We start from the raw sequence: 17,200 nt of genomic DNA on the forward strand, positions 1-17,200 counted from the left end.
TTGCACACTCGACGACATGACCACCGATCCCACCGTTGAGGCGTTCATCGCCGCCGTGAACGCAGGCGACCGCGAGGCGTTCTACGGGCTGTTGACCGACAACGCCACGATGTCCGATGACGGCAGCGATCGTGACTTGCGCGCGTGGACCACCAAGGAACTGTTCGAGGACAACGGGTCGATGAAGGTCGAATCGTCCTCGGAGGACGGAAAGTCCTTGATCGTCCACGTGCACAACGACACGTGGGGAGAGATGCGCACCTTCTGGCGGTTCGTCGTAGAGTCGGGCAAGGTCAGCCGCTTCGAGACGGGACAGGCGTAGATGAGCGACGAGAACGTGCTGGGACGCATCAACGAGCTGGTCGCAGAGGAGCACGAGCTCCGTCAGCAGCTCGCGTCCGGCGAGATCTCCACCGACGAGGAGCACGCGCGGTTGCGGTCGCTCGAAGAGGCCCTCGACCAGTGCTGGGACCTGCTGCGGCGGCGGCGGTCGGCCCGGTCGCTGGGCGAGAACGCCGAGGACGTGCCCGCCCGGTCCGTGGGCGAGGTCGAGGGCTACCTGCAGTAGTCAGTTCCTGGTGTCGCGGAAGATGACCCAGCGCATGACGCTGTACATGAACGCGGCCTCGCACGCCCCGGCCACGATCCGGGACAGGTGGTACTGCAGGCCGAGCTCGGTCAACGCGCTGCCGACGCCGAGGATGAACGCCAGGTAGTTGATCAGGATCGCCACGGCGTAGAGACCGGCCTGCGGTCCGACCGGGGCGTGCGAACGGAAGTTCAGGGCTCGGTTCAGCACGAAGCTGAGCCCGAACGCCAGCACGTAGGCGATCGTGAACGCGATCGGGACCGGCAGGCCGAGGCCGCTGCGGAACAGCGTGAGCAGCAGCAGGTCGATGCCGAACGTGAAGCCGTTGATCAGGGCGAACCCGAGGAAGCTCGGCGCCACGACGCGGGACAGGCCGAACGGCAGCCACCTCACCACGACTTCCATCAGGTCGTGGAACCTCGTGCCGAGGTCTCGGTCGTTCGAGTGCATGGTGGGCGTCCCGCCGGTCATGGTCACGACACTGCCACGTCCGAGAGGGACGAAAGCGACGAAACGCCTGGTGATCGACAGGCCGCCCACAGGTGTTCAGCGGGTGTTCAAGTGGTTGAACCGCCGCCAACGCGTGGGGCTCATCCCGTGCACCTTGCCGAACGTGCGCGCGAAGTAACCGGCGTCCGGAATGCCCACCTGGCTGCCGATGTCGCCCACCGGCAGGTCCGTGACGGCGAGCAGGCGGCGGGCCTGCACCATGCGGCGTTCGGTGATCCACTCGCCGACCGTGCGCCCGGTCCGCTGCCGCACGGTCGAGGTGAGGTGGCCGGGGGAGATGCTCACGGCGGCGGCGACCTCGCGCAGTGACAGCGGTTCGGCGTAGCGGCGCTCGATCACGTCGAACACCGAGGCCAGCAGCGGTTCGGCGTTCTCGCGCAGGTCACCGACCACGTCCGCGGCCAGCCGGGAGACGCCGACCAGCAGCAACGTCAGGTGCGCCGACACGGCCTCGCGGTAGCCGTCGCGGCGGTGGTGCAGTTCGTCGTGCAACGCCTCGACGCGAGCGGTCCACTCGGCGCGTGCGGGCTCAGGCACCTTGAGCCGGAGCGCACCCGTGGCGCCGCCGTGGACGAACGGGAACAGCAGTGGGTGCGTGCGCCACGCCAGATGTGTGCCGGGGGTGTCGGAACTCAGCGCGTCGGCGGTGAAGAAGACGCCCCAGCCCCGTGCGCCGAGCAGGTCGTCGCTGCGGGCCTGGCCCATCACGTCGCCGGGCGCGATGACGAACAGGTCGCCTGCCTCGACGTGGCGGACGTGCCGGCCGTGCCGCACGACGCCACCGGACTCCTCGAAGTACGCGATGCCGGGGAAGTCGTGGGAGTGGGCCTCGTGCGCGCCGTTGATCTCCGCGCCGTGGCCGAGCCGCACGGCCGCCACGGACAACTCGCCGGGGGCGGGTCGCCAGGCGTACTGAGCGGGCTCGTCACCGGTCATCCGCGTTCGTTGGGTGCGCACCGTCAAATCATCCCAGTCAAACCGTGGATCGCCACAGAAATCCAGGTAGGACTGCGGTCAGACTGGGATTCATGACCGACGTATCGTCCCAGGAGCGGGACTACCTGCCCGGCATGGGCAAGCACTACCTGATGCCCCTCTACGACCTCCTGCACCGGGTGTCCGCGCTCGGCCGAGTCCACGCCGAGATGGTGGCGCTGGCCCGGCTGCGGTCAGGGCAACGCGTCCTCGACGTCGGCTGCGGCACCGGGAACCTGTTGCGCGCCACGGCGAAGCGGCACCCGGACGTCGAGCTGTTCGGCGTCGACCCCGACCTGAAGATGCTGGCCCGCGCGGAACGGAAGCTCCGCAGCGCCGGTGCACGGCTGGACAAGGGGTTCGCGCAGGAGTTGAAGTTCCCCGACGGCACGTTCGACGTCGTCTTCTCCAGTCTGATGCTGCACCACCTCGACACCGCGTCGAAGGACGAGATGCTGGCCGAGGTGCGGCGGGTGCTGAAGCCGGAGGGCGTCCTGGTGCTCGCCGACGCCGTCTTCCATCACCACCACGGCACGACGAAGGACCACCTGCAGGACAACGTCGGTGACGCCGTGCCGAAGCGGATCGAGGCGGCCGGGTTCACCACCGGGCCGACCGTGCTGCGCAAGTTGCGGATGTTCGGCACCATAGGAATCGAGGTCGCGAGAGTCCACTAGGGACAGGTCCATTGTCGACCTATTGAACCTGCACGATGTTGCTTTGCTACCAACGGATCCAATGGATCACGAAGTTTCCGGTTCCCGTCGTGAGAGCGCGTTCTCCCATCTAAGCTGCGCGCCGTGACAGATGCGACGGGAAGCCTGGTGGCACAGCGCTACCGGCTTGTTCAGGTGATCGGCACCGGCGGCATGGGCCGGGTCTGGCTCGGCCGTGACGAGGTCATCGGCCGTGAGGTGGCCATCAAGGAGCTGCTGCTCCCGGCCGGTCTCGACGCGCAGCAGCGGGCGGTGCTGTGCCAGCGCGCCATGCGTGAGGCGCAGCTCGCCGGCCAGCTCAACCACCCCGGCATCGTCACCGTGCACGACGTCGTCGAGTACAACGGCACCCCGATGATCGTGATGGAGTTCGTCCGCGGCGGGTCGCTGTCCGACGCCATCAAGACCCAGGGCGCGCTGCCGCCCGACCAGGTCGCCTACATCGCCACGTCGATGCTCAGCGCGTTGCGGGTCGCCCACCAGGCCGGGATCGTGCACCGCGATCTCAAGCCCGCCAACGTGTTGCTGTCCGGCGACCGGGTCGTGATCACCGACTTCGGCATCGCCCGGCTCACCGGCGACGTGCCGCTGACGACCGACGGTTCGATCATCGGCACGCCCGCCTACATGGCGCCGGAGCAGGGCACCGGCGCGCCGATCACCCCGGCGACGGACCTGTGGTCGCTCGGCGCCACCCTGTACGCCGCGGTCGAGGGCAGGCCGCCGTACCAGGGCCAGGACTTCATGACGACCCTGTCGATGCTGCTCACCCAGGAACCGCCGCCCCCGCAACGCGCCGGGCACCTCTCGTCGTTGCTGGGCGGGCTGTTGCGCAAGAACCCCGCCGAGCGCGCCACCGTCGACCAGGCCCTCGCGATGCTCGCCGGCGCCCCGGTCGTGCTGCCGGTCGTCGCGCGGAAGTCCGGCGTCAGCAGACGCACGGCCCTGTTCGCGGGCATCGGCGCGGTGGCGGCCATCGGTGGTGGCGCCGCGTGGTGGATCAGTCAGAAGAACAACGACGGCGAGGCGGCCCAGCTGCCGTCGACCAACGACAACAAGGCGGCCTCCAACAAGGAGGGCGGCTCCGAGCAGTCCCCGACGACGACCAAGTCCGATCCGGGCCAGCCCCAGGAGTTCACCGAGCACGTCCAGCTCGTCGACCACAAGGACGCGATCGCGTCCATCGCCTGGAGCCCGGACGGCAAGATCCTCGCCAGCGCCGAGGACGGCCTGGGCGACGGCGGCGACCTCGTCCGCATCTGGGACACCACCACGAACAAGGTCATCGGCACCGTCCAGCTGCCGGCCGGACCCGGCGGCGCCGCGGCCACGGCGGTCGCGATCAGCCCGGACGGCAAGATCCTCGCGGCGGGCGGCAACCGCACCGGCGACTTCACCACGTACCTGTGGAACCTCGCCGACCGCTCGATGATCGGCGGCCTCGACGAGAGCCGCTCGATCATGAAGACCCTGCGCTTCCACCCCGACGGCAAGACCCTCGTCGGCGTCACGCACACCGGCCGCATGCAGGTCTGGGACGTCGCCACCCGCAAGGTCAAGATCGGCCTGACCGAGGCGCGCGGCAGCAGCGAACTCTCGTTCACCCCGGACGGCAAGCTGCTCGCCTACGCCGGCAGCAAGTACCAGGAGATCAAGATCGTCGACCCGGCCACCGGCAAGACGGTCAAGACCATCAACGACTCGACCGGCGACGGCGGCTCGTTCTCGCCCGACGGCAAGACCCTCGCGGTCATCGACGGCGACGGCACGAACAGCATGCAGCTCTGGGACGTGGAGTCCGGTAAGAGCAAGGCGGTGTTCTTGCGCGCGGACGACGACCTCACGCTCTCGAGCGCGTTGTTCCACCCGGACGGCGACACGGTCGCTGCCTGGGGGCAGGGCAACTTCATCCAGCTGTGGGACGTGGAGACCAAGAAGATCCGCGCCACCGTGATCGGGGCGGCCGGGCAGATCCAGGCGGTGGCGTTCTCGCCGGACGGCAAGCGGGTCGCGGCGGGTGGCGACGACAAGATCGTCCGGATCTGGAAGCTGGCGGACTAGAACGAGGGGCCTAGAGGCCCTCCAGTTCGAACACGTCGATGCCGTGGCGGTCCAGCGTGTCCGCGAACGCCTCGATGGCGTTGTCCAGGATCCACTCGCACCGCGCCTTCAGCACGGCGCCCTCCGCGCTGCGGAACGCCGGGATCGTCGGCGTGAGGCGGGCGGAGACCGTCCAGTCGGTGTCGTACTGCCACAGGTCGGCGGCCGGGGTCAGCAGGATTCCGGCCTCCTTGAACACGCCGGGGTGCGTCGCGCTCGGGATCCTGGTGGTCAGCACCAGCCAGCCGGACGCGATCCGCACCTTCCGGTCGCCGGCCCGGTCGTGCAGCGTGTGCTCGGCGGGGACCTGGTGGTTCGTCAGCAGCAGCACGACTTTGCGCGCCCACTCCGAGATCGTGGCGGCTCGCTCGGCCCACACCCGCGCGGCGGCTTCGTCGGCGAGCTTGCGCTCCTTCATGAACGTCACGAGGTCATCCATGATCAGTGAACATAGCGTGACTCGGTCGTCACAAACGGTGTGTTCGCTGGAAACGCGCGGTTCGTAGCGTCGGACTCCATGACCCTTGACCAGGTTGTGGAGCGCGCGGAGGCTCCGGCGGCGTCCAAGGAGACGCTGGAGGACTACACGCTGCGGTTCGCCCCGCGCACGTACCGGCGCTGGACGCCGGCCGTCGTCGGGGCGTCCGCGCTCGGTGGGATCGCCTACATGGCGGACTTCTCGATCGGCGCGGGCATCGCTCTCACCCACGGCACCGGGAACGCGTTGCTGGCCATCGCGTTCGCGGCCGTCGTCATCTTCGTGACCGGCTTCCCGCTGGCCTACTACGCGGCCCGGTACAACATCGACCTCGACCTGATCACGCGTGGATCGGGCTTCGGCTACTACGGCTCGGTCATCACCAGCGTGATCTTCGCGAGTTTCACGTTCATCTTCTTCGCGCTCGAAGGCTCGATCATGGCGCAGGGCCTGCGGTACGCGCTGGGCCTGCCGTTGTGGCTCGGGTACCTGGCGTCGACGCTGGTGATCATCCCGTTGGTGATCTACGGGATGAAGGTGCTCGCGAAGCTCCAGAGCTGGACGAACCCGTTGTGGTTGCTGCTGATGGTGGCGCCGCTGCTGTACCTGGTGATCGCGGACCCGTCGTCGGTCAGCCGCTGGCTCTCCTACGGCGACCAGGGGGTGAACCTGGCGGCGGTGATGCTCGGCGCGGGCGTGTGCCTGTCGTTGATGGCGCAGATCGGCGAGCAGATCGACTACCTGCGGTTCATGCCGCCGCGCACCGCGGAGAACCGCCGGGCGTGGTGGACGTCCATGGTGATGGCCGGACCGGGGTGGGTCGTGTTCGGCGCGCTGAAGCAGGCGATCGGCGCGTTCCTCGCGATCTACGTGCTCGACGCGGTCGGCAAGGTGGCGGCGGTGGAGCCGATCGAGCAGTTCACCGGGGTGTTCAAGCAGTTCATGCCCGCGTGGCTGGTGGTGCCGCTGGCACTGGTGCTCGTGGTGCTCAGCCAGGTGAAGATCAACGTCACCAACGCCTACTCGGGGTCGCTGGCGTGGACGAACTCGTTCACCCGCGTCACGAAGCACTACCCGGGGCGGTTGGTGTTCGTGCTGGTCAACCTCGGGATCGCGCTGATCCTGATGGAAGCGGACATGTTCAGCTTCCTCAACAACCTGCTGAGCTTCTACTCCAACTGCGCGATGGCGTGGGTCGTCACGGTCGCGGCGGACATCGCGATCAACAAGTACCTGCTCAAGCTGTCGCCGAAGCAGCCGGAGTTCCGCCGGGGCATGCTGTTCGCGGTCAACCCGGTGGGCGTCGGGTCGTTCCTCGCGTCGTCGATCTTGTCGATTTCCGTCTACTTCGGACTGTTCGGCGCGGGCGTGCAGCCGTACTCGCCGCTGGTCGCCGTCGGCATCCCGATCGTGCTCACACCGCTGCTCGCGGTCGTCACACGCGGCCGGTTCTACCTGCGGCGCACCGACGACGGCATCGCCGAGCCGCTGCTGGACTCCGACGGCAACCCGAGCGGCACGCGGTACGACTGCGTCGTGTGCGAGGAGTCGTACGAGCGGCCGGACATGACGGCGAGCGCGCAGGGCGGCGAGATCTGCTCGTTGTGCCTGAGCACCGACCGTGACGGGCGCCACGTGCTTCCCGCTTCCTGACCGGCGTGGCTCCACGGGCGAGGTCCGTCCTGATCGACCAAACTGCACGTCATGCAGGAATGGGCCTTGCTCGCGGTCGCGGCCGTGCTGATCATCGTGGCGGTGTCGTACTTCGCGCCGAAACTGGGCGTGGCGGCACCGGTGTTGCTGGTGCTGGTCGGCATGGCGTGCAGTCAGCTCCCCGGAGCACCGCACCTCGACGTGGAACCCGAGTGGATCCTGGTGATCGTGCTGCCACCGATCCTCTACTCGGCGGCGGTGAACGTGCCGGTCGTGGACTTCCGGCGGGACTTCTCCACGATCGGCTCGCTGTCGGTGCTGCTCGTGGTCGTGTCGGCGTTCGGGACGGGCCTGCTGATCTGGTGGCTGGTCCCGGACATCGGCTTCGCGGCCGCGCTCGCCCTGGGCGCGGTGATCAGCCCGCCGGACGCGGTCGCGGCCACCTCGATCGGCAAACGGCTCGGCCTGCCACCGCGGCTAGTGACCATTCTGGAGGGTGAGGGCCTGGTCAACGACGCGACGGCGCTGGTGCTGCTGCGCACGGCCGTCCTTGCGATCACGGCCAGCGTCACGTTCGGCGACGCGCTGGGCGACTTCGCCTACGCCGTCGCGGTGGGCGTGGCGATCGGGTTCGCGGTCGGCCTGGTGTCGGTGTGGGTGCGGTCGAAGATCCAGGGTCAGCCCGTGCTGACCACCGCGATCTCCTTCGTGGTCCCGTTCCTCGCGTTCATCCCGGCCGAGGAGGCGCACGCGTCCGGCGTGATCGCCGTCGTCATCGCGGGCCTGGTGACCGGCCACCTGAGCGCCCGCCGGTTCACCGCGCACGACCGCATCTCCGAACGCACCAACTGGCGCACGATCCAGCTGCTGCTGGAGAACGGCGTGTTCCTGCTGATGGGCTTCGAACTCACCGCCGTCATCGGCGCCGTGGCGGACGAGGGAGTGCTGCGCACGTTGCTGATCGGCGCACTGGCCACTGTGGCGCTGGTGCTGCTGCGCGGGGTGTTCGTCATCCCGTTGATCGCGATGCTGCGCCGCCAGCAACGCCGCGCGGACGCGTTCACCGGCAAGCTCGACTCCTTTTTGGACCGCTTCCTCGAACGCGGCCCGCGCCCAGGCGAGGAGAAGCGCTACGACCGGGGAGTCCGCGCTCTGCAACGCAAACAGGCCGACGTGGCGTTCTACGCGAGCGAGGGCCTGAGCTGGCGAGGCGGCGCCGTCCTCGCCTGGTCGGGCATGCGCGGTGTCGTCACGCTGGCCGCCGCCCAGACCCTGCCGGCCGACCTGCCGCACCGCGAGGAGCTCATCCTCATCGCGTTCACCGTCGCGATCCTGACCCTGGTCGTGCAGGGCGGCTCGCTGCCGCTGGTCATCAAGTGGCTCGGCATCCGCGGCAACGACGAGGAACACGGCCGCCGCGAATACGCGCGGCTGGCCAACGAACTCGTCGTCGCCACGCAGGACCTGCTGGCCAGCCCGACGTTGTGCCGCGAGAACGGGGATCTCTTCACGGACGACGTACTGGAACGGACTCGCGAGCGCACGGTGTTCATGAGCGAGAACATCGAGAAGATGCTGGTCGAGCCGGAGCCGGACAGCGAGATGCACCAGCACCGGGAGTTGCAGCGGCTGATGCTGGACGCGCAGCAGAACGCGTTGCTGGACGCGCGGGCGAGCGGCACCTACAGCTCGCACACGCTGGAGAAGGCGCAGAACTTCGTGGACAGCTTCTCGGTTCGTTTCAACTGATCCGGCGCACGGCACCGTCCGGAACGCGCGGGGTCAGCCGCCGCCTGCGCGGGTGGGGTTTCGGTGCTGCCGGGATGGGAGGAGCGGCCACGTAGGTCACGGCCATCAGGCAGCAGACGACGAGGAGCTGCACTCCCAGGAGGAAGTCGAGCCTCGTCAGGCCGGAGATGTCGGTGGGTACGAAGACCTGGCGCAGGGCGATGAGGGCGAGGAGAGCGGCCGCGAGTTCCATGGCCGCCGAGGAGTCGCCGGTGGCGCGGCGCCTGGTGCGGAAGTAGAAGCTCAAGCCGATCACGGCGGGCATCAGGCTGACGGCGTAGACGAACGCCCAGTACGTCCACCCCTGCCGAAACTCGCTTTGATGCTCGGCCGGTAGAGCGGATGGGCGGCGCGGTACCGGTCGACTACGTCACCGGCGACCGCGGTGACGGTGTCCGCGTCGAGGAGCCAAGGGCTGAGCCGGTCGTCCAACGCGAGGCCGAACACAGTCGGGGTGTCGACTGTCGTTCTCGGCTCGCTGTCGTTGGTGGGTTCCGGGTCGATGACCCTCACGCCCCCAGGCAGTCTCGTGGTGACGCTGAGATCGAGGGTGTGGCGCTGACCGGTTCGCCGGTGCTGTGGGGGAGCACGATGTGCTTCAGCGGGAAGGAAACGGTGGTCTCACCCACGGATCCGTTGCGCAGCACCACCGTGAGCTTCGCCTCGGCGAACTCCGCTCTGATGGTGTCGTCCCGCACGACGGGCTGGAACTCCCCGTCCGCGAAGACGGGCTTCGGGCTGCCGGGGACGACCGCCACCGTGGCCTGGAGACGGCGTTCGACGGGGTTCAGGACGGTCGCGATCACCATGAACCGCAGCGCGGGGAAAGGGGTGTCCCACGTCCCGCGGTCGAGGGCGTGCTCGACCGCGAACCTGGTGTGCTCCTCGCTGGGGGAGCGGATCAGGTTCCCGAACCCGGACACGAGGGCCACGGCTGCCAACGTCGCCGAGACCACCCGGACTGCTCTCGCACCTCGCACGTGAGGTCACGTCGCGCCGCGCTGCCGGGTCGTTACGGCCCGAATCAGAACGGGTCGCCGCCCACCTTCGCCCGCACGTCCACGGTGTTGCGCGGAGAGGCCCCGAGCGTCAGCCTCGACACGATCTTGTACCGGTCGCCCCGGTAGATCGAGTGCACGTACTCCACCTGCCGCCCCTCGGCGTCCGTGGTGAGCCGTTCGAACAGCAAAGCCGGCGCCAGCACGGGAACCGCGAGCAACGCGGCCTCGGACTCGTTCACCACGGTGGGCTCGATCGACTGCACCGCCTCGGAAACGTGCACGCCGTGCTCGCGCAGCCGTTCGTAGAAGTCGCCGGATTCCATGTCGTGCAACGTCAACGAAGGCGCGACGGCGGCCGGCACGTGCAGGTACTCCAGCGCCATCGGCTCTCCGTCGACCAGCCGCAGTCGCGCGATGTAGTGGATCTCGGCGGCGGGGGAGACGTGCAACCGTCGGCCGACGCGTGCCCCGGCCGGGATGCGGGCGTGCTCCAGGACGCGGGACGACCACACCCCGCCTGCTTGAGGTAGTGACATCGAACCGGTGTCCGACACCATCTCCTGGGTGATCTTGGCGCGGGCCACGAAGGTGCCCCTGCCGTGCTGGCGCACCAGCAGGCCTGTGTTGACCAGTTCCTCCACCGCCGAGCGGACGGTGGGGCGGGAGACCGAGAGCTGTTGGCACAGCACGCGTTCCGCCGGGATCGGGGCGCCCGCGGGGTGGGTCTCGATGAGTTCGAGCAGGTAGTCGCGGACGCGCTCGCGCTTCAGGATCGCCTCGGCCATGCCTCTCCGCTTCGTCGGCGGCCAGTATGGCATACCACTGGTAAGTAACCAGTCCGTTGAAGATCGAGAGCGCTCCCACGCGTCCGAACTGGGGATTGACCTGAGAAGTGGTCTATGCCACTTTCTACCTCACCCGTCGAGACCTGACCAATTGGTCACATCCCAGCGAGAGGTGAGTCGTGTCGCGCTCCGCTGCCTTACTGGTTCTTGCACTCGCCTTGTCCGCCTGCGGCACGGAGGCCGGAGGAGGTGAGAAGCAGGAGATCACCGTGTGGCTCATGAAGGACACGGCCACCGCGGACTTCGTGCAGAAGTTCGAGACCGAGTTCGAGAAGGACCACGCGAACCTCGACCTGAAGATCCAGATCCAGGAGTGGAACGGCATCACGCAGAAGGTCACCAGTGCGCTGGCCAGCACTGATCCGCCCGATGTGATCGAGGTCGGCAACACCCAGGTCGCGCAGTACGTGGCCAGCAAGGGCGTCACGGACCTGTCCGCGAAGAAGGCCGAACTGCAGGGCGACGACTGGATCCCCGGCCTCGCCGACCCCGGCGCGGTCGACGGCAAGCAGTTCGGCGTCCCGTTCTACGCGGCCAACCGGGTCGTGCTCTACCGGACCGACCTCTTCGAGGCCGCGCAGGTCAAGCCGCCCAAGACGCGGCAGGAGTGGCTGGACGCCACCGCCAAGCTCGACCAGGGCGAGCAGCAGGGGATCTACCTGCCCGGCCAGAACTGGTACACGCTGTCCGGGTTCGTCTGGGACGAGGGCGGCGACCTCGCCAAGCAGGACGGCGACAACTGGAAGGGCTCGCTCAACACGCCCGAGGCGTTGGCGGGCATGGACTTCTACAAGCAGCTCCAGGCGCTCGGCGACGGCCCGAAGGACGCCGACGAGTCCAAGCCGCAGCAGACGGACGTGGTCGCCGGCGGCAAGGTCGCGCAGTTCATCGCGGTGCCCGGGGCGGCGAAGCTCGTCACCAAGGCCAACCCGGCGCTCGAAGGCAAGATCGGCTTCTTCCCGATCCCCGGCAAGACCGCCGACAAGCCCGGCGCGGTGTTCACCGGCGGGTCCGACCTGATCATCCCGCTGGCGTCGAGCAGGCAGGACGGCGCGTACGAGGTCGTCAAGGCGCTGGCCGGGGAGAAGTGGCAGGTCGAGCTCGCGAAGGCGATGAACTACGTGCCGAACCGCAAGTCGCTGGCCGGTTCGGTCGGCGGTGATCCGGGCACGGCGGCGATGGCGCAGGGCGCCGCGAACGGGTTCGCCACGCCGAACTCGCCGAACTGGGCCGCGGTCGAGGCGCGCAACCCGATCAAGGAGTTCCAGACGGCGGTGCTGACCGGCGCCGACCCGAAGACGGCCGCGGCGAAGGCCGACGAAGTGATCACCCAAGCGCTCAACTCCGGCAAATGACGCTCCTCGCCGAGAGGCCGGTGCAGGAGACTGCACCGGCCCCGCCGCCGAGGCGCAAGCGCCCGATCCTGCCGTACCTGCTGATCGCGCCCACCCTGCTCACCACCGCGTACCTGCTGTTCTACCCGTTGGTGCGCAACGTGATCATCTCGCTGCAGGAGTTCGGGCTGCCGCAGCTGGTGCGGGGTGACGCGAAGTTCGTCGGCCTGGCGAACTACGCGAAGGTGCTGCAGGACCCCGAGTTCTGGAGCGTGGTCCAGCGGACGCTGTGGTTCACGGCGATCAACGTCGTGCTCATCATGGTGCTGTCCACTTTGGTCGCACTGCTGCTGGTGCGGCTCGGCAAGTGGTTGCGGTTCCTGGTGATGGGCGGCCTGGTGCTGACCTGGGCGACGCCGATCATCGCGGCCACCACGGTGTTCCAGTGGCTCTTCCAGTCGCGGCTCGGCATCGTGAACTGGGCGCTGGTCGCGCTCGGCTTCGAGGAGTACCGCGGCTACACCTGGTTCGCCGACGGCGACGCGACGTTCGGCATCCTCGTCACCCTGATCGTCTGGCAGTCGGTGCCGTTCGCCGCGCTGTCGCTGTACGCGGCGATGATCACCGTCCCGCAGGAGCTGTACGAGTCGGCCCGCATCGACGGCGCCGGCGCGTGGCGGGTGTTCACCACCATCACGTTCCCGATGCTGCGGGCCATGTTCGGGCTGATCACGTGTCTGGAGGTGATCTGGGTCGTCAAGGCGTTCGTGCAGATCTGGGTGATCAGCCAGGGCGGTCCGGGACAGGCCACGACGACGTTGCCCGTCTACGCCTTCCAGGTCGCGCAGTCGTTGCAGCGCTACGACCTCGGCGCCGCGGTCTCGATGCTGATGGTCGTGTTGCTGGTGCTCGCACTGCTGGCGTACTTCCGCCAGCTCTACCGGCAGGAGCGGGAAGCATGATGATCGGGAGGATCTCCCGCACGACGGCGGCGCTGGTGGTGTTCGTCCTCTCCGTCTTCCCCGTCTACTGGATGGTGCTGACGGCGTTCAAGCCCACCAAGGACATCCAGAGCGAGACGCCGACGTTCCTGCCGATCCCGCTCACGTTCGACCACTTCGGCACGGCCATCGCCGCGCAGGGGTTCTTCTCGTTCTGGCGCAACAGCCTGCTGGTCGCGGGAGGGGCGGTGCTGCTGGCCCTCGGTGTCGCACTGCTCGCCGCGTTCGCGATCGCGCGGTTGCAGTGGAAGGGGCGCAGGGCGTTCGTGCTGATGGTGTTCGTCGCGCAGATGACGCCTTGGGAGGCGTTGCTGATCCCGATCTACGTGATCGCGCGCGACACCGGGATGCTCGACACGCTCTGGATCCTCACGCTGGTCTACTTCATGATGACGCTGCCGTTCACGATCGTGACGCTGCGCGGGTTCCTCGCCGCCATCCCGGTCGATCTGGAGGAGGCGGCGCAGGTCGACGGCTGCACGCGCGCCCAGGCGTTCCGCAAGGTCGTGTTCCCGCTGCTGGCGCCAGGCCTGCTGGCGACCTCGCTGTTCGGGTTCATCACGGCCTGGAACGAGTTCGCCTTCGCCAACGTGCTGATCATCAAGAACCAGGACGACCGCACGCTGCCGGTGTGGCTGTCGTCGTTCAACAACACCTTCGGCACCGACTGGGGCGCCACGATGGCCGCCTCCACGCTGTTCATGCTGCCGGTGCTGCTGATCTTCGTCGTGTTGCAGGGCCGGGTCACCACCGGCATCGTCGGAGGGGCGGTGAAGGGATGATCGTGCCACTGCCGACCAGGATCGTCCGGCGCAGCAAGGGTTTCACGCTGGACTGCGGCACGAGCGTCCGGGTCACACCCGGCGCCGAACCGGCGGCGCGGCTGCTGCGCACGTTGCTCCGGCCCGCCACCGGGTTGTCGTTGCCGCTCGCGGACTACGGCCAGATCGTCATCGCGCTCGACGCCAAGCTCGTCGGCCTCGGCGAGGAGGGGTACGCGCTCACCGTCAACGAGCACGGCGTGCTGCTCAGGGCAGCCACCTTGAACGGCCTGGCGCACGGCGTCCAGTCGATCCGCCAGCTCCTGCCGGCCGAGGCGCTGCGGCCCAGTCGAGTGTCCGAAGTGGAGTGGACGCTGCCCGGCGTCGACATCCGGGACGTGCCGAGGCTGCCGTGGCGCGGGTTCATGCTCGACGTGGCCAGGCACTTCCAGCCGGTGCACGTGGTGCGCCGGTTCATCGACCTGATGGCGTTGCACAAGCTCAACGTCCTGCACCTGCACCTCACCGACGACCAGGGCTGGCGGATGCCGGTCCCGGCCCACCCGCTGCTCACCTCGATCGGCGGCTGGCGCACCGAGACCAACGGCGACGGCGTCCCGCACGGCGGCACCTACACCGGTGCCGAACTGGAAGGCCTCGTCGCGCACGCCGCCGAGCGCGGCATCCGGATCATGCCGGAGATCGAGATGCCCGGGCACGCCCGCGCGGCGCTGGCCGCGTACCCCGACCTCGGCATCGCCCCCGAACCGTTGCCCGTCTGGACCCGTTGGGGCATCAGCGATGCCGCGTTCGGGATGCACGCCCTCGGCTTCGTCCGCGAGGTGCTGGCCGAGGTGCTGGACGTGTTCCCCGGCGAGCACGTCCACCTCGGCGGCGACGAGTGCCTGCTGCCCGAGAACGTGCACGCGCAGTTCCTGAAGCAGGCGAGCAAGTACGTGCTCGACCGCGGCCGCACCCCGGCGGCGTGGGAACCGACGGGCGACGTGAGGTCCCTCCTCATGCCGTGGAAGGACGAAACCCAAGCCACCAAAGCACTCGATCGCGGCCAGCCGGTCGTGATGACCCCGCACACCTCCACCTACCTCGACTACCCGCAGACCGGCGGCCCGCTCGAACCACCGGGCCAGCCCGGGTTCGTCGTCACCACCCGCGACGTCTACGACGTGCCGTTGCCCGACGGCGTCCTCGGCGCCCAGTGCCAGCTGTGGACCGAGCACGTCCGTTCGAAGGACCACCTGGAATACCTGGCGTTTCCCCGACTTGCCGCGCTGGCCGACACCCTCTGGTCCCAGCGCCCCGAGTGGGAGGGCTTCACCACCCGGATGCGCCTCCACTCGTCAAGGCTCGCCGCCCTGTCCGTCCCTGCCGAAATGAGGAGAGAACGTTGCGAGCACTCTTAGCCGCGTCCTGCGCGGCACTGGCGGTGGCCGCACTGGCCGTCGCACCGAACGCGTTCGCCGCCGACGCGATCACCGCCCAGTACCGGACCAGCGCGTCCGGTGCGACGACCGACCAGGTCGAACCCTGGTTCAAGCTGGTCAACTCCGGCAGCACGAGCGTGCCGCTGTCCGAGGTGAAGATCCGCTACTACTTCAAGGCCGACACCCCGGACGTCGGCTACCGGTTCGCCTGCTCGTGGGCCGTGCGCGGCTGCGGCAACGTCACCGGCCAGTTCGGCACCCTCACCGGCGGCCCCGCCGACCGCTACCTGGAGGTCGGCTTCACCTCCGGCGCCGGTGTGCTGAACCCCGGCGCCGACTCGGGCGACCTGCAACTCCGCTTCTACCGCACCAACTGGGGCTCGATCACCCAGACCGACGACTACTCGTTCCGCGCCGACAGCAGCTACTCGGCGTCGAACAAGGTGACCGTCTACCGCGGCAGTTCGCTGCTGTGGGGCACCCCGCCCGGTGGCAGCCCGCCCACCACCACGACGACCACGACCACACCGCCGAACCCCAACGGCCCCAAGCTGTTCGACGACTTCGCGTACAACAACTCGAGCGACTCGCGGATCAGCCAGCGCGGCTGGACCGTGCGTTCGGGAGCGGGTGGCCCCGGCGTGCCCGGCGCCGAATGGGACGCCTCGCGCGTCACGTTCCCGACCGTGGACGGCCAGAAGGTCATGCGCCTCGACTCGTGGAACAACGGCTCCGCCGCCAAGCAGACCGAGATGTTCCACCAGCGCAAGTTCTTCGAGGGCACCTACGCCTCGCGCGTGAAGTTCAGCGACGCCCCGGTCTTCGGACCCGACGGTGACCACGTCGTGCAGACGTTCTTCACCATCACCCCGCTCGACGCGCCGATGGCCCCGAACTACGGGGAGATCGACTTCGAGTACCTGCCCAACGGCGGCTGGGGCGAGCAGGGCAACATCATGTACGAGACCACGTGGGAGACCTACCAGAACGAGCCGTGGGTGGCCGACAACATCCACAACTCCCAGCGCCAGAGCTACAACGGCTGGCACGACCTGGTCTTCCAGGTCGCCAACGGCCGGGTGAAGTACTACATCGACGGCGCGCTCGTGGCCGACCACGGCGACAAGTACTACCCCGAGACGCCGATGTCGATCAACTTCAACCTCTGGTTCATCTCGGGCGGCCTGCAGGGCAGCAGCGCCGAACGCGCCTACCAGCAGGAGGTCGACTACGTGTACTTCGCCAAGGACCAGGTGCTGAGCCCGGCCCAGGTGAAGACGGCGGTGCAGGACTACCGGAACGCGGGTGTCACGCACACCGACAACGTGTGATCTCGAGCGGGCGCCCCGGAATCGTTTCGGGGCGCCTGTTTCAGTCGTCGACCCGCGGGTTTGCCGGAAGGCCGGGCGGCCGATCCCGGGTGCGATCGTTGGTGTCCGGGGGAAGGTGACACATGTGGCGACGGCGTGCGTTGATCCTGCTCGGCGCGGTCGTGATCGGGCTCGTAACGGGCATGATCCTCGCGAAGTTCGGTGTCGAACCGCCGTGGATCCAGGTGGTCGTGGGGGTGGTCGTACTCGCCACGACGCCGTTCGCGGTCAGGTACTGGTGGAAGCCTCGCAGGTGACCTTCTCGCCGGGCTGACCGGTGGCGGACGAGAGTTCCTTCATGCCGTCGAGCAGGATCCGGCACGTCAGCACCTGGTCGCCCTTCGGCGTGACGGCGACCTGGGCCTTCTCACCGGCGTTGATGATGACCTCGGTGGTCCACGGCAGCGGCGCCGCCACGCTGGCGCTCTGCGGGGCCTCCTTGCGGTTGCGGTCGGGCGACTCGGCGTACGTCACGTCCGCAAGGGTTTCCGCTGGTTGGGCCGTCACCTCGTAGGTGATGGCCCAGGACTTGCCGATCAACGTGTTCCAGCCGCCCAGGTGGTTCACCAGCGCGACGGTTCCGCCGCCGAGCACGGCCAGCACGGCTAGGACGACCAGGAGCGTCTTCATAGGACAG

Annotated in this window: 20 protein-coding genes; 12 read left to right on the top strand and 8 right to left on the bottom strand. The window is 68.4% G+C overall.

All coding sequences use genetic code 11. The annotated features are described in order from the left end of the window. Nucleotides 1–16: 16 nt before the first annotated feature. Nucleotides 17–322: a nuclear transport factor 2 family protein gene (locus JNUCC0626_RS04495; RefSeq protein WP_394618366.1), complete on the top strand. Its 306-nt coding sequence runs from the start codon at nt 17–19 to the stop codon at nt 320–322. Next, complete coding sequence (locus tag JNUCC0626_RS04500; protein ID WP_394618367.1) at nt 323–568, top strand: DUF2630 family protein; 246 nt, start codon at nt 323–325, stop codon at nt 566–568. Here JNUCC0626_RS04500 and JNUCC0626_RS04505 read toward each other — a convergent pair whose 3' ends face one another. Next, nucleotides 569–1,039, bottom strand: a complete 471-nt coding sequence (locus JNUCC0626_RS04505) for a GtrA family protein (RefSeq protein ID WP_394621969.1) — start codon at nt 1,037–1,039, stop codon at nt 569–571. Nucleotides 1,040–1,135: 96 nt separating this feature from the next. Continuing rightward, nucleotides 1,136–2,056, bottom strand: a complete 921-nt coding sequence (locus JNUCC0626_RS04510) for an AraC family transcriptional regulator (protein WP_394618368.1) — start codon at nt 2,054–2,056, stop codon at nt 1,136–1,138. Nucleotides 2,057–2,127: 71 nt separating this feature from the next. Between JNUCC0626_RS04510 and JNUCC0626_RS04515 the strand changes: the two genes are divergently transcribed. Together JNUCC0626_RS04515 and JNUCC0626_RS04520 are read left to right on the top strand one after the other, a co-directional pair. Further along, entirely contained in the window at nt 2,128–2,751 is a 624-nt protein-coding gene (locus JNUCC0626_RS04515) for a class I SAM-dependent methyltransferase (protein ID WP_394618369.1), read from the top strand. A 123-nt stretch (nt 2,752–2,874) separates the two neighbouring features. Next, entirely contained in the window at nt 2,875–4,851 is a 1,977-nt protein-coding gene (locus JNUCC0626_RS04520; protein ID WP_394618370.1) for a WD40 repeat domain-containing serine/threonine protein kinase, read from the top strand. Between the two features lie 10 nt (nt 4,852–4,861). On the opposite strand, the gene JNUCC0626_RS04525 is transcribed toward JNUCC0626_RS04520, so the two are convergent. After that, entirely contained in the window at nt 4,862–5,329 is a 468-nt protein-coding gene (locus JNUCC0626_RS04525) for a hypothetical protein (RefSeq protein WP_394618371.1), read from the bottom strand. 78 nt (nt 5,330–5,407) lie between these two features. On the opposite strand from JNUCC0626_RS04525, the gene JNUCC0626_RS04530 reads away from it, so the two are divergent. Together JNUCC0626_RS04530 and JNUCC0626_RS04535 are read left to right on the top strand one after the other, a co-directional pair. Then, the gene (locus tag JNUCC0626_RS04530; protein ID WP_394618372.1) at nt 5,408–7,021 is read left to right on the top strand and encodes a purine-cytosine permease family protein; all 1,614 of its coding nucleotides are present in this window, start codon (nt 5,408–5,410) and stop codon (nt 7,019–7,021) included. Nucleotides 7,022–7,072: 51 nt separating this feature from the next. Next, nucleotides 7,073–8,770: a cation:proton antiporter gene (locus JNUCC0626_RS04535; protein ID WP_394618373.1), complete on the top strand. Its 1,698-nt coding sequence runs from the start codon at nt 7,073–7,075 to the stop codon at nt 8,768–8,770. Here JNUCC0626_RS04535 and JNUCC0626_RS04540 read toward each other — a convergent pair. The 4 genes from JNUCC0626_RS04540 to JNUCC0626_RS04555 form a co-directional block, all read right to left on the bottom strand. Further along, on the bottom strand, nt 8,763–9,074 hold the full coding sequence (locus tag JNUCC0626_RS04540) for a hypothetical protein (RefSeq protein ID WP_394618374.1): 312 nt from the start codon (nt 9,072–9,074) through the stop codon (nt 8,763–8,765). The genes JNUCC0626_RS04535 and JNUCC0626_RS04540 overlap by 8 nt on opposite strands. After that, entirely contained in the window at nt 9,074–9,322 is a 249-nt protein-coding gene (locus JNUCC0626_RS04545) for a hypothetical protein (protein WP_394618375.1), read from the bottom strand. Before JNUCC0626_RS04545 ends, JNUCC0626_RS04540 begins: the two co-directional genes overlap by 1 nt. Beyond that, complete coding sequence (locus JNUCC0626_RS04550) at nt 9,319–9,741, bottom strand: hypothetical protein (protein WP_394618376.1); 423 nt, start codon at nt 9,739–9,741, stop codon at nt 9,319–9,321. Before JNUCC0626_RS04550 ends, JNUCC0626_RS04545 begins: the two co-directional genes overlap by 4 nt. A gap of 92 nt (nt 9,742–9,833) precedes the next feature. After that, nucleotides 9,834–10,595, bottom strand: a complete 762-nt coding sequence (locus JNUCC0626_RS04555) for a GntR family transcriptional regulator (protein WP_394618377.1) — start codon at nt 10,593–10,595, stop codon at nt 9,834–9,836. 278 nt (nt 10,596–10,873) lie between these two features. On the opposite strand from JNUCC0626_RS04555, the gene JNUCC0626_RS04560 reads away from it, so the two are divergent. The 6 genes from JNUCC0626_RS04560 (at nt 10,874) to JNUCC0626_RS04585 (ending at nt 16,820) form a co-directional block, all read left to right on the top strand. Continuing rightward, nucleotides 10,874–12,010 (top strand): extracellular solute-binding protein, encoded by a 1,137-nt coding sequence (locus JNUCC0626_RS04560; RefSeq protein WP_394618378.1) that lies wholly within the window; start codon nt 10,874–10,876, stop codon nt 12,008–12,010. Beyond that, complete coding sequence (locus tag JNUCC0626_RS04565; RefSeq protein WP_394618379.1) at nt 12,007–12,951, top strand: carbohydrate ABC transporter permease; 945 nt, start codon at nt 12,007–12,009, stop codon at nt 12,949–12,951. The genes JNUCC0626_RS04560 and JNUCC0626_RS04565 overlap by 4 nt, the downstream gene beginning before the upstream one ends. After that, nucleotides 12,948–13,772 carry a carbohydrate ABC transporter permease gene (locus JNUCC0626_RS04570; protein ID WP_394618380.1) on the top strand — a complete coding sequence of 275 codons (825 nt, stop codon included), beginning with the start codon at nt 12,948–12,950 and terminating at the stop codon, nt 13,770–13,772. Before JNUCC0626_RS04565 ends, JNUCC0626_RS04570 begins: the two co-directional genes overlap by 4 nt. Further along, nucleotides 13,769–15,172, top strand: coding sequence for a beta-N-acetylhexosaminidase (locus JNUCC0626_RS04575; protein WP_394618381.1), 1,404 nt, complete (start codon nt 13,769–13,771; stop codon nt 15,170–15,172). The genes JNUCC0626_RS04570 and JNUCC0626_RS04575 overlap by 4 nt, the downstream gene beginning before the upstream one ends. Further along, entirely contained in the window at nt 15,157–16,524 is a 1,368-nt protein-coding gene (locus tag JNUCC0626_RS04580) for a cellulose binding domain-containing protein (RefSeq protein WP_394618382.1), read from the top strand. The genes JNUCC0626_RS04575 and JNUCC0626_RS04580 overlap by 16 nt, the downstream gene beginning before the upstream one ends. A 122-nt stretch (nt 16,525–16,646) precedes the next feature. Further along, on the top strand, nt 16,647–16,820 hold the full coding sequence (locus tag JNUCC0626_RS04585; RefSeq protein WP_394618383.1) for a hypothetical protein: 174 nt from the start codon (nt 16,647–16,649) through the stop codon (nt 16,818–16,820). Here JNUCC0626_RS04585 and JNUCC0626_RS04590 read toward each other — a convergent pair. Next, nucleotides 16,792–17,193, bottom strand: coding sequence for an MmpS family transport accessory protein (locus JNUCC0626_RS04590; protein WP_394618384.1), 402 nt, complete (start codon nt 17,191–17,193; stop codon nt 16,792–16,794). The two genes, JNUCC0626_RS04585 and JNUCC0626_RS04590, sit on opposite strands and share 29 nt — an antisense overlap. Nucleotides 17,194–17,200 lie beyond the last annotated feature (7 nt).

Origin of the sequence: Lentzea sp. JNUCC 0626 (assembly GCF_043632865.1) — a bacterium.
In the GTDB taxonomy this organism is placed as follows: domain Bacteria; phylum Actinomycetota; class Actinomycetes; order Mycobacteriales; family Pseudonocardiaceae; genus Lentzea.

Excerpts from the sequence above, each read along its gene's own strand:
- JNUCC0626_RS04495 (WP_394618366.1), top strand. The coding sequence starts at position 17 with ATGACCACCGATCCCACCGTTGAGGCGTTCATCGCCGCCGTGAACGCA.
- JNUCC0626_RS04500 (WP_394618367.1), top strand. The coding sequence starts at position 323 with ATGAGCGACGAGAACGTGCTGGGACGCATCAACGAGCTGGTCGCAGAG.
- JNUCC0626_RS04505 (WP_394621969.1), bottom strand. The coding sequence starts at position 1,039 with ATGCACTCGAACGACCGAGACCTCGGCACGAGGTTCCACGACCTGATG.
- JNUCC0626_RS04515 (WP_394618369.1), top strand. The coding sequence starts at position 2,128 with ATGACCGACGTATCGTCCCAGGAGCGGGACTACCTGCCCGGCATGGGC.
- JNUCC0626_RS04525 (WP_394618371.1), bottom strand. The coding sequence starts at position 5,329 with ATGGATGACCTCGTGACGTTCATGAAGGAGCGCAAGCTCGCCGACGAA.
- JNUCC0626_RS04530 (WP_394618372.1), top strand. The coding sequence starts at position 5,408 with ATGACCCTTGACCAGGTTGTGGAGCGCGCGGAGGCTCCGGCGGCGTCC.
- JNUCC0626_RS04535 (WP_394618373.1), top strand. The coding sequence starts at position 7,073 with ATGCAGGAATGGGCCTTGCTCGCGGTCGCGGCCGTGCTGATCATCGTG.
- JNUCC0626_RS04540 (WP_394618374.1), bottom strand. The coding sequence starts at position 9,074 with ATGCCCGCCGTGATCGGCTTGAGCTTCTACTTCCGCACCAGGCGCCGC.
- JNUCC0626_RS04555 (WP_394618377.1), bottom strand. The coding sequence starts at position 10,595 with ATGGCCGAGGCGATCCTGAAGCGCGAGCGCGTCCGCGACTACCTGCTC.
- JNUCC0626_RS04560 (WP_394618378.1), top strand. The coding sequence starts at position 10,874 with ATGAAGGACACGGCCACCGCGGACTTCGTGCAGAAGTTCGAGACCGAG.
- JNUCC0626_RS04565 (WP_394618379.1), top strand. The coding sequence starts at position 12,007 with ATGACGCTCCTCGCCGAGAGGCCGGTGCAGGAGACTGCACCGGCCCCG.
- JNUCC0626_RS04570 (WP_394618380.1), top strand. The coding sequence starts at position 12,948 with ATGATGATCGGGAGGATCTCCCGCACGACGGCGGCGCTGGTGGTGTTC.
- JNUCC0626_RS04575 (WP_394618381.1), top strand. The coding sequence starts at position 13,769 with ATGATCGTGCCACTGCCGACCAGGATCGTCCGGCGCAGCAAGGGTTTC.
- JNUCC0626_RS04585 (WP_394618383.1), top strand. The coding sequence starts at position 16,647 with ATGTGGCGACGGCGTGCGTTGATCCTGCTCGGCGCGGTCGTGATCGGG.
- JNUCC0626_RS04590 (WP_394618384.1), bottom strand. The coding sequence starts at position 17,193 with ATGAAGACGCTCCTGGTCGTCCTAGCCGTGCTGGCCGTGCTCGGCGGC.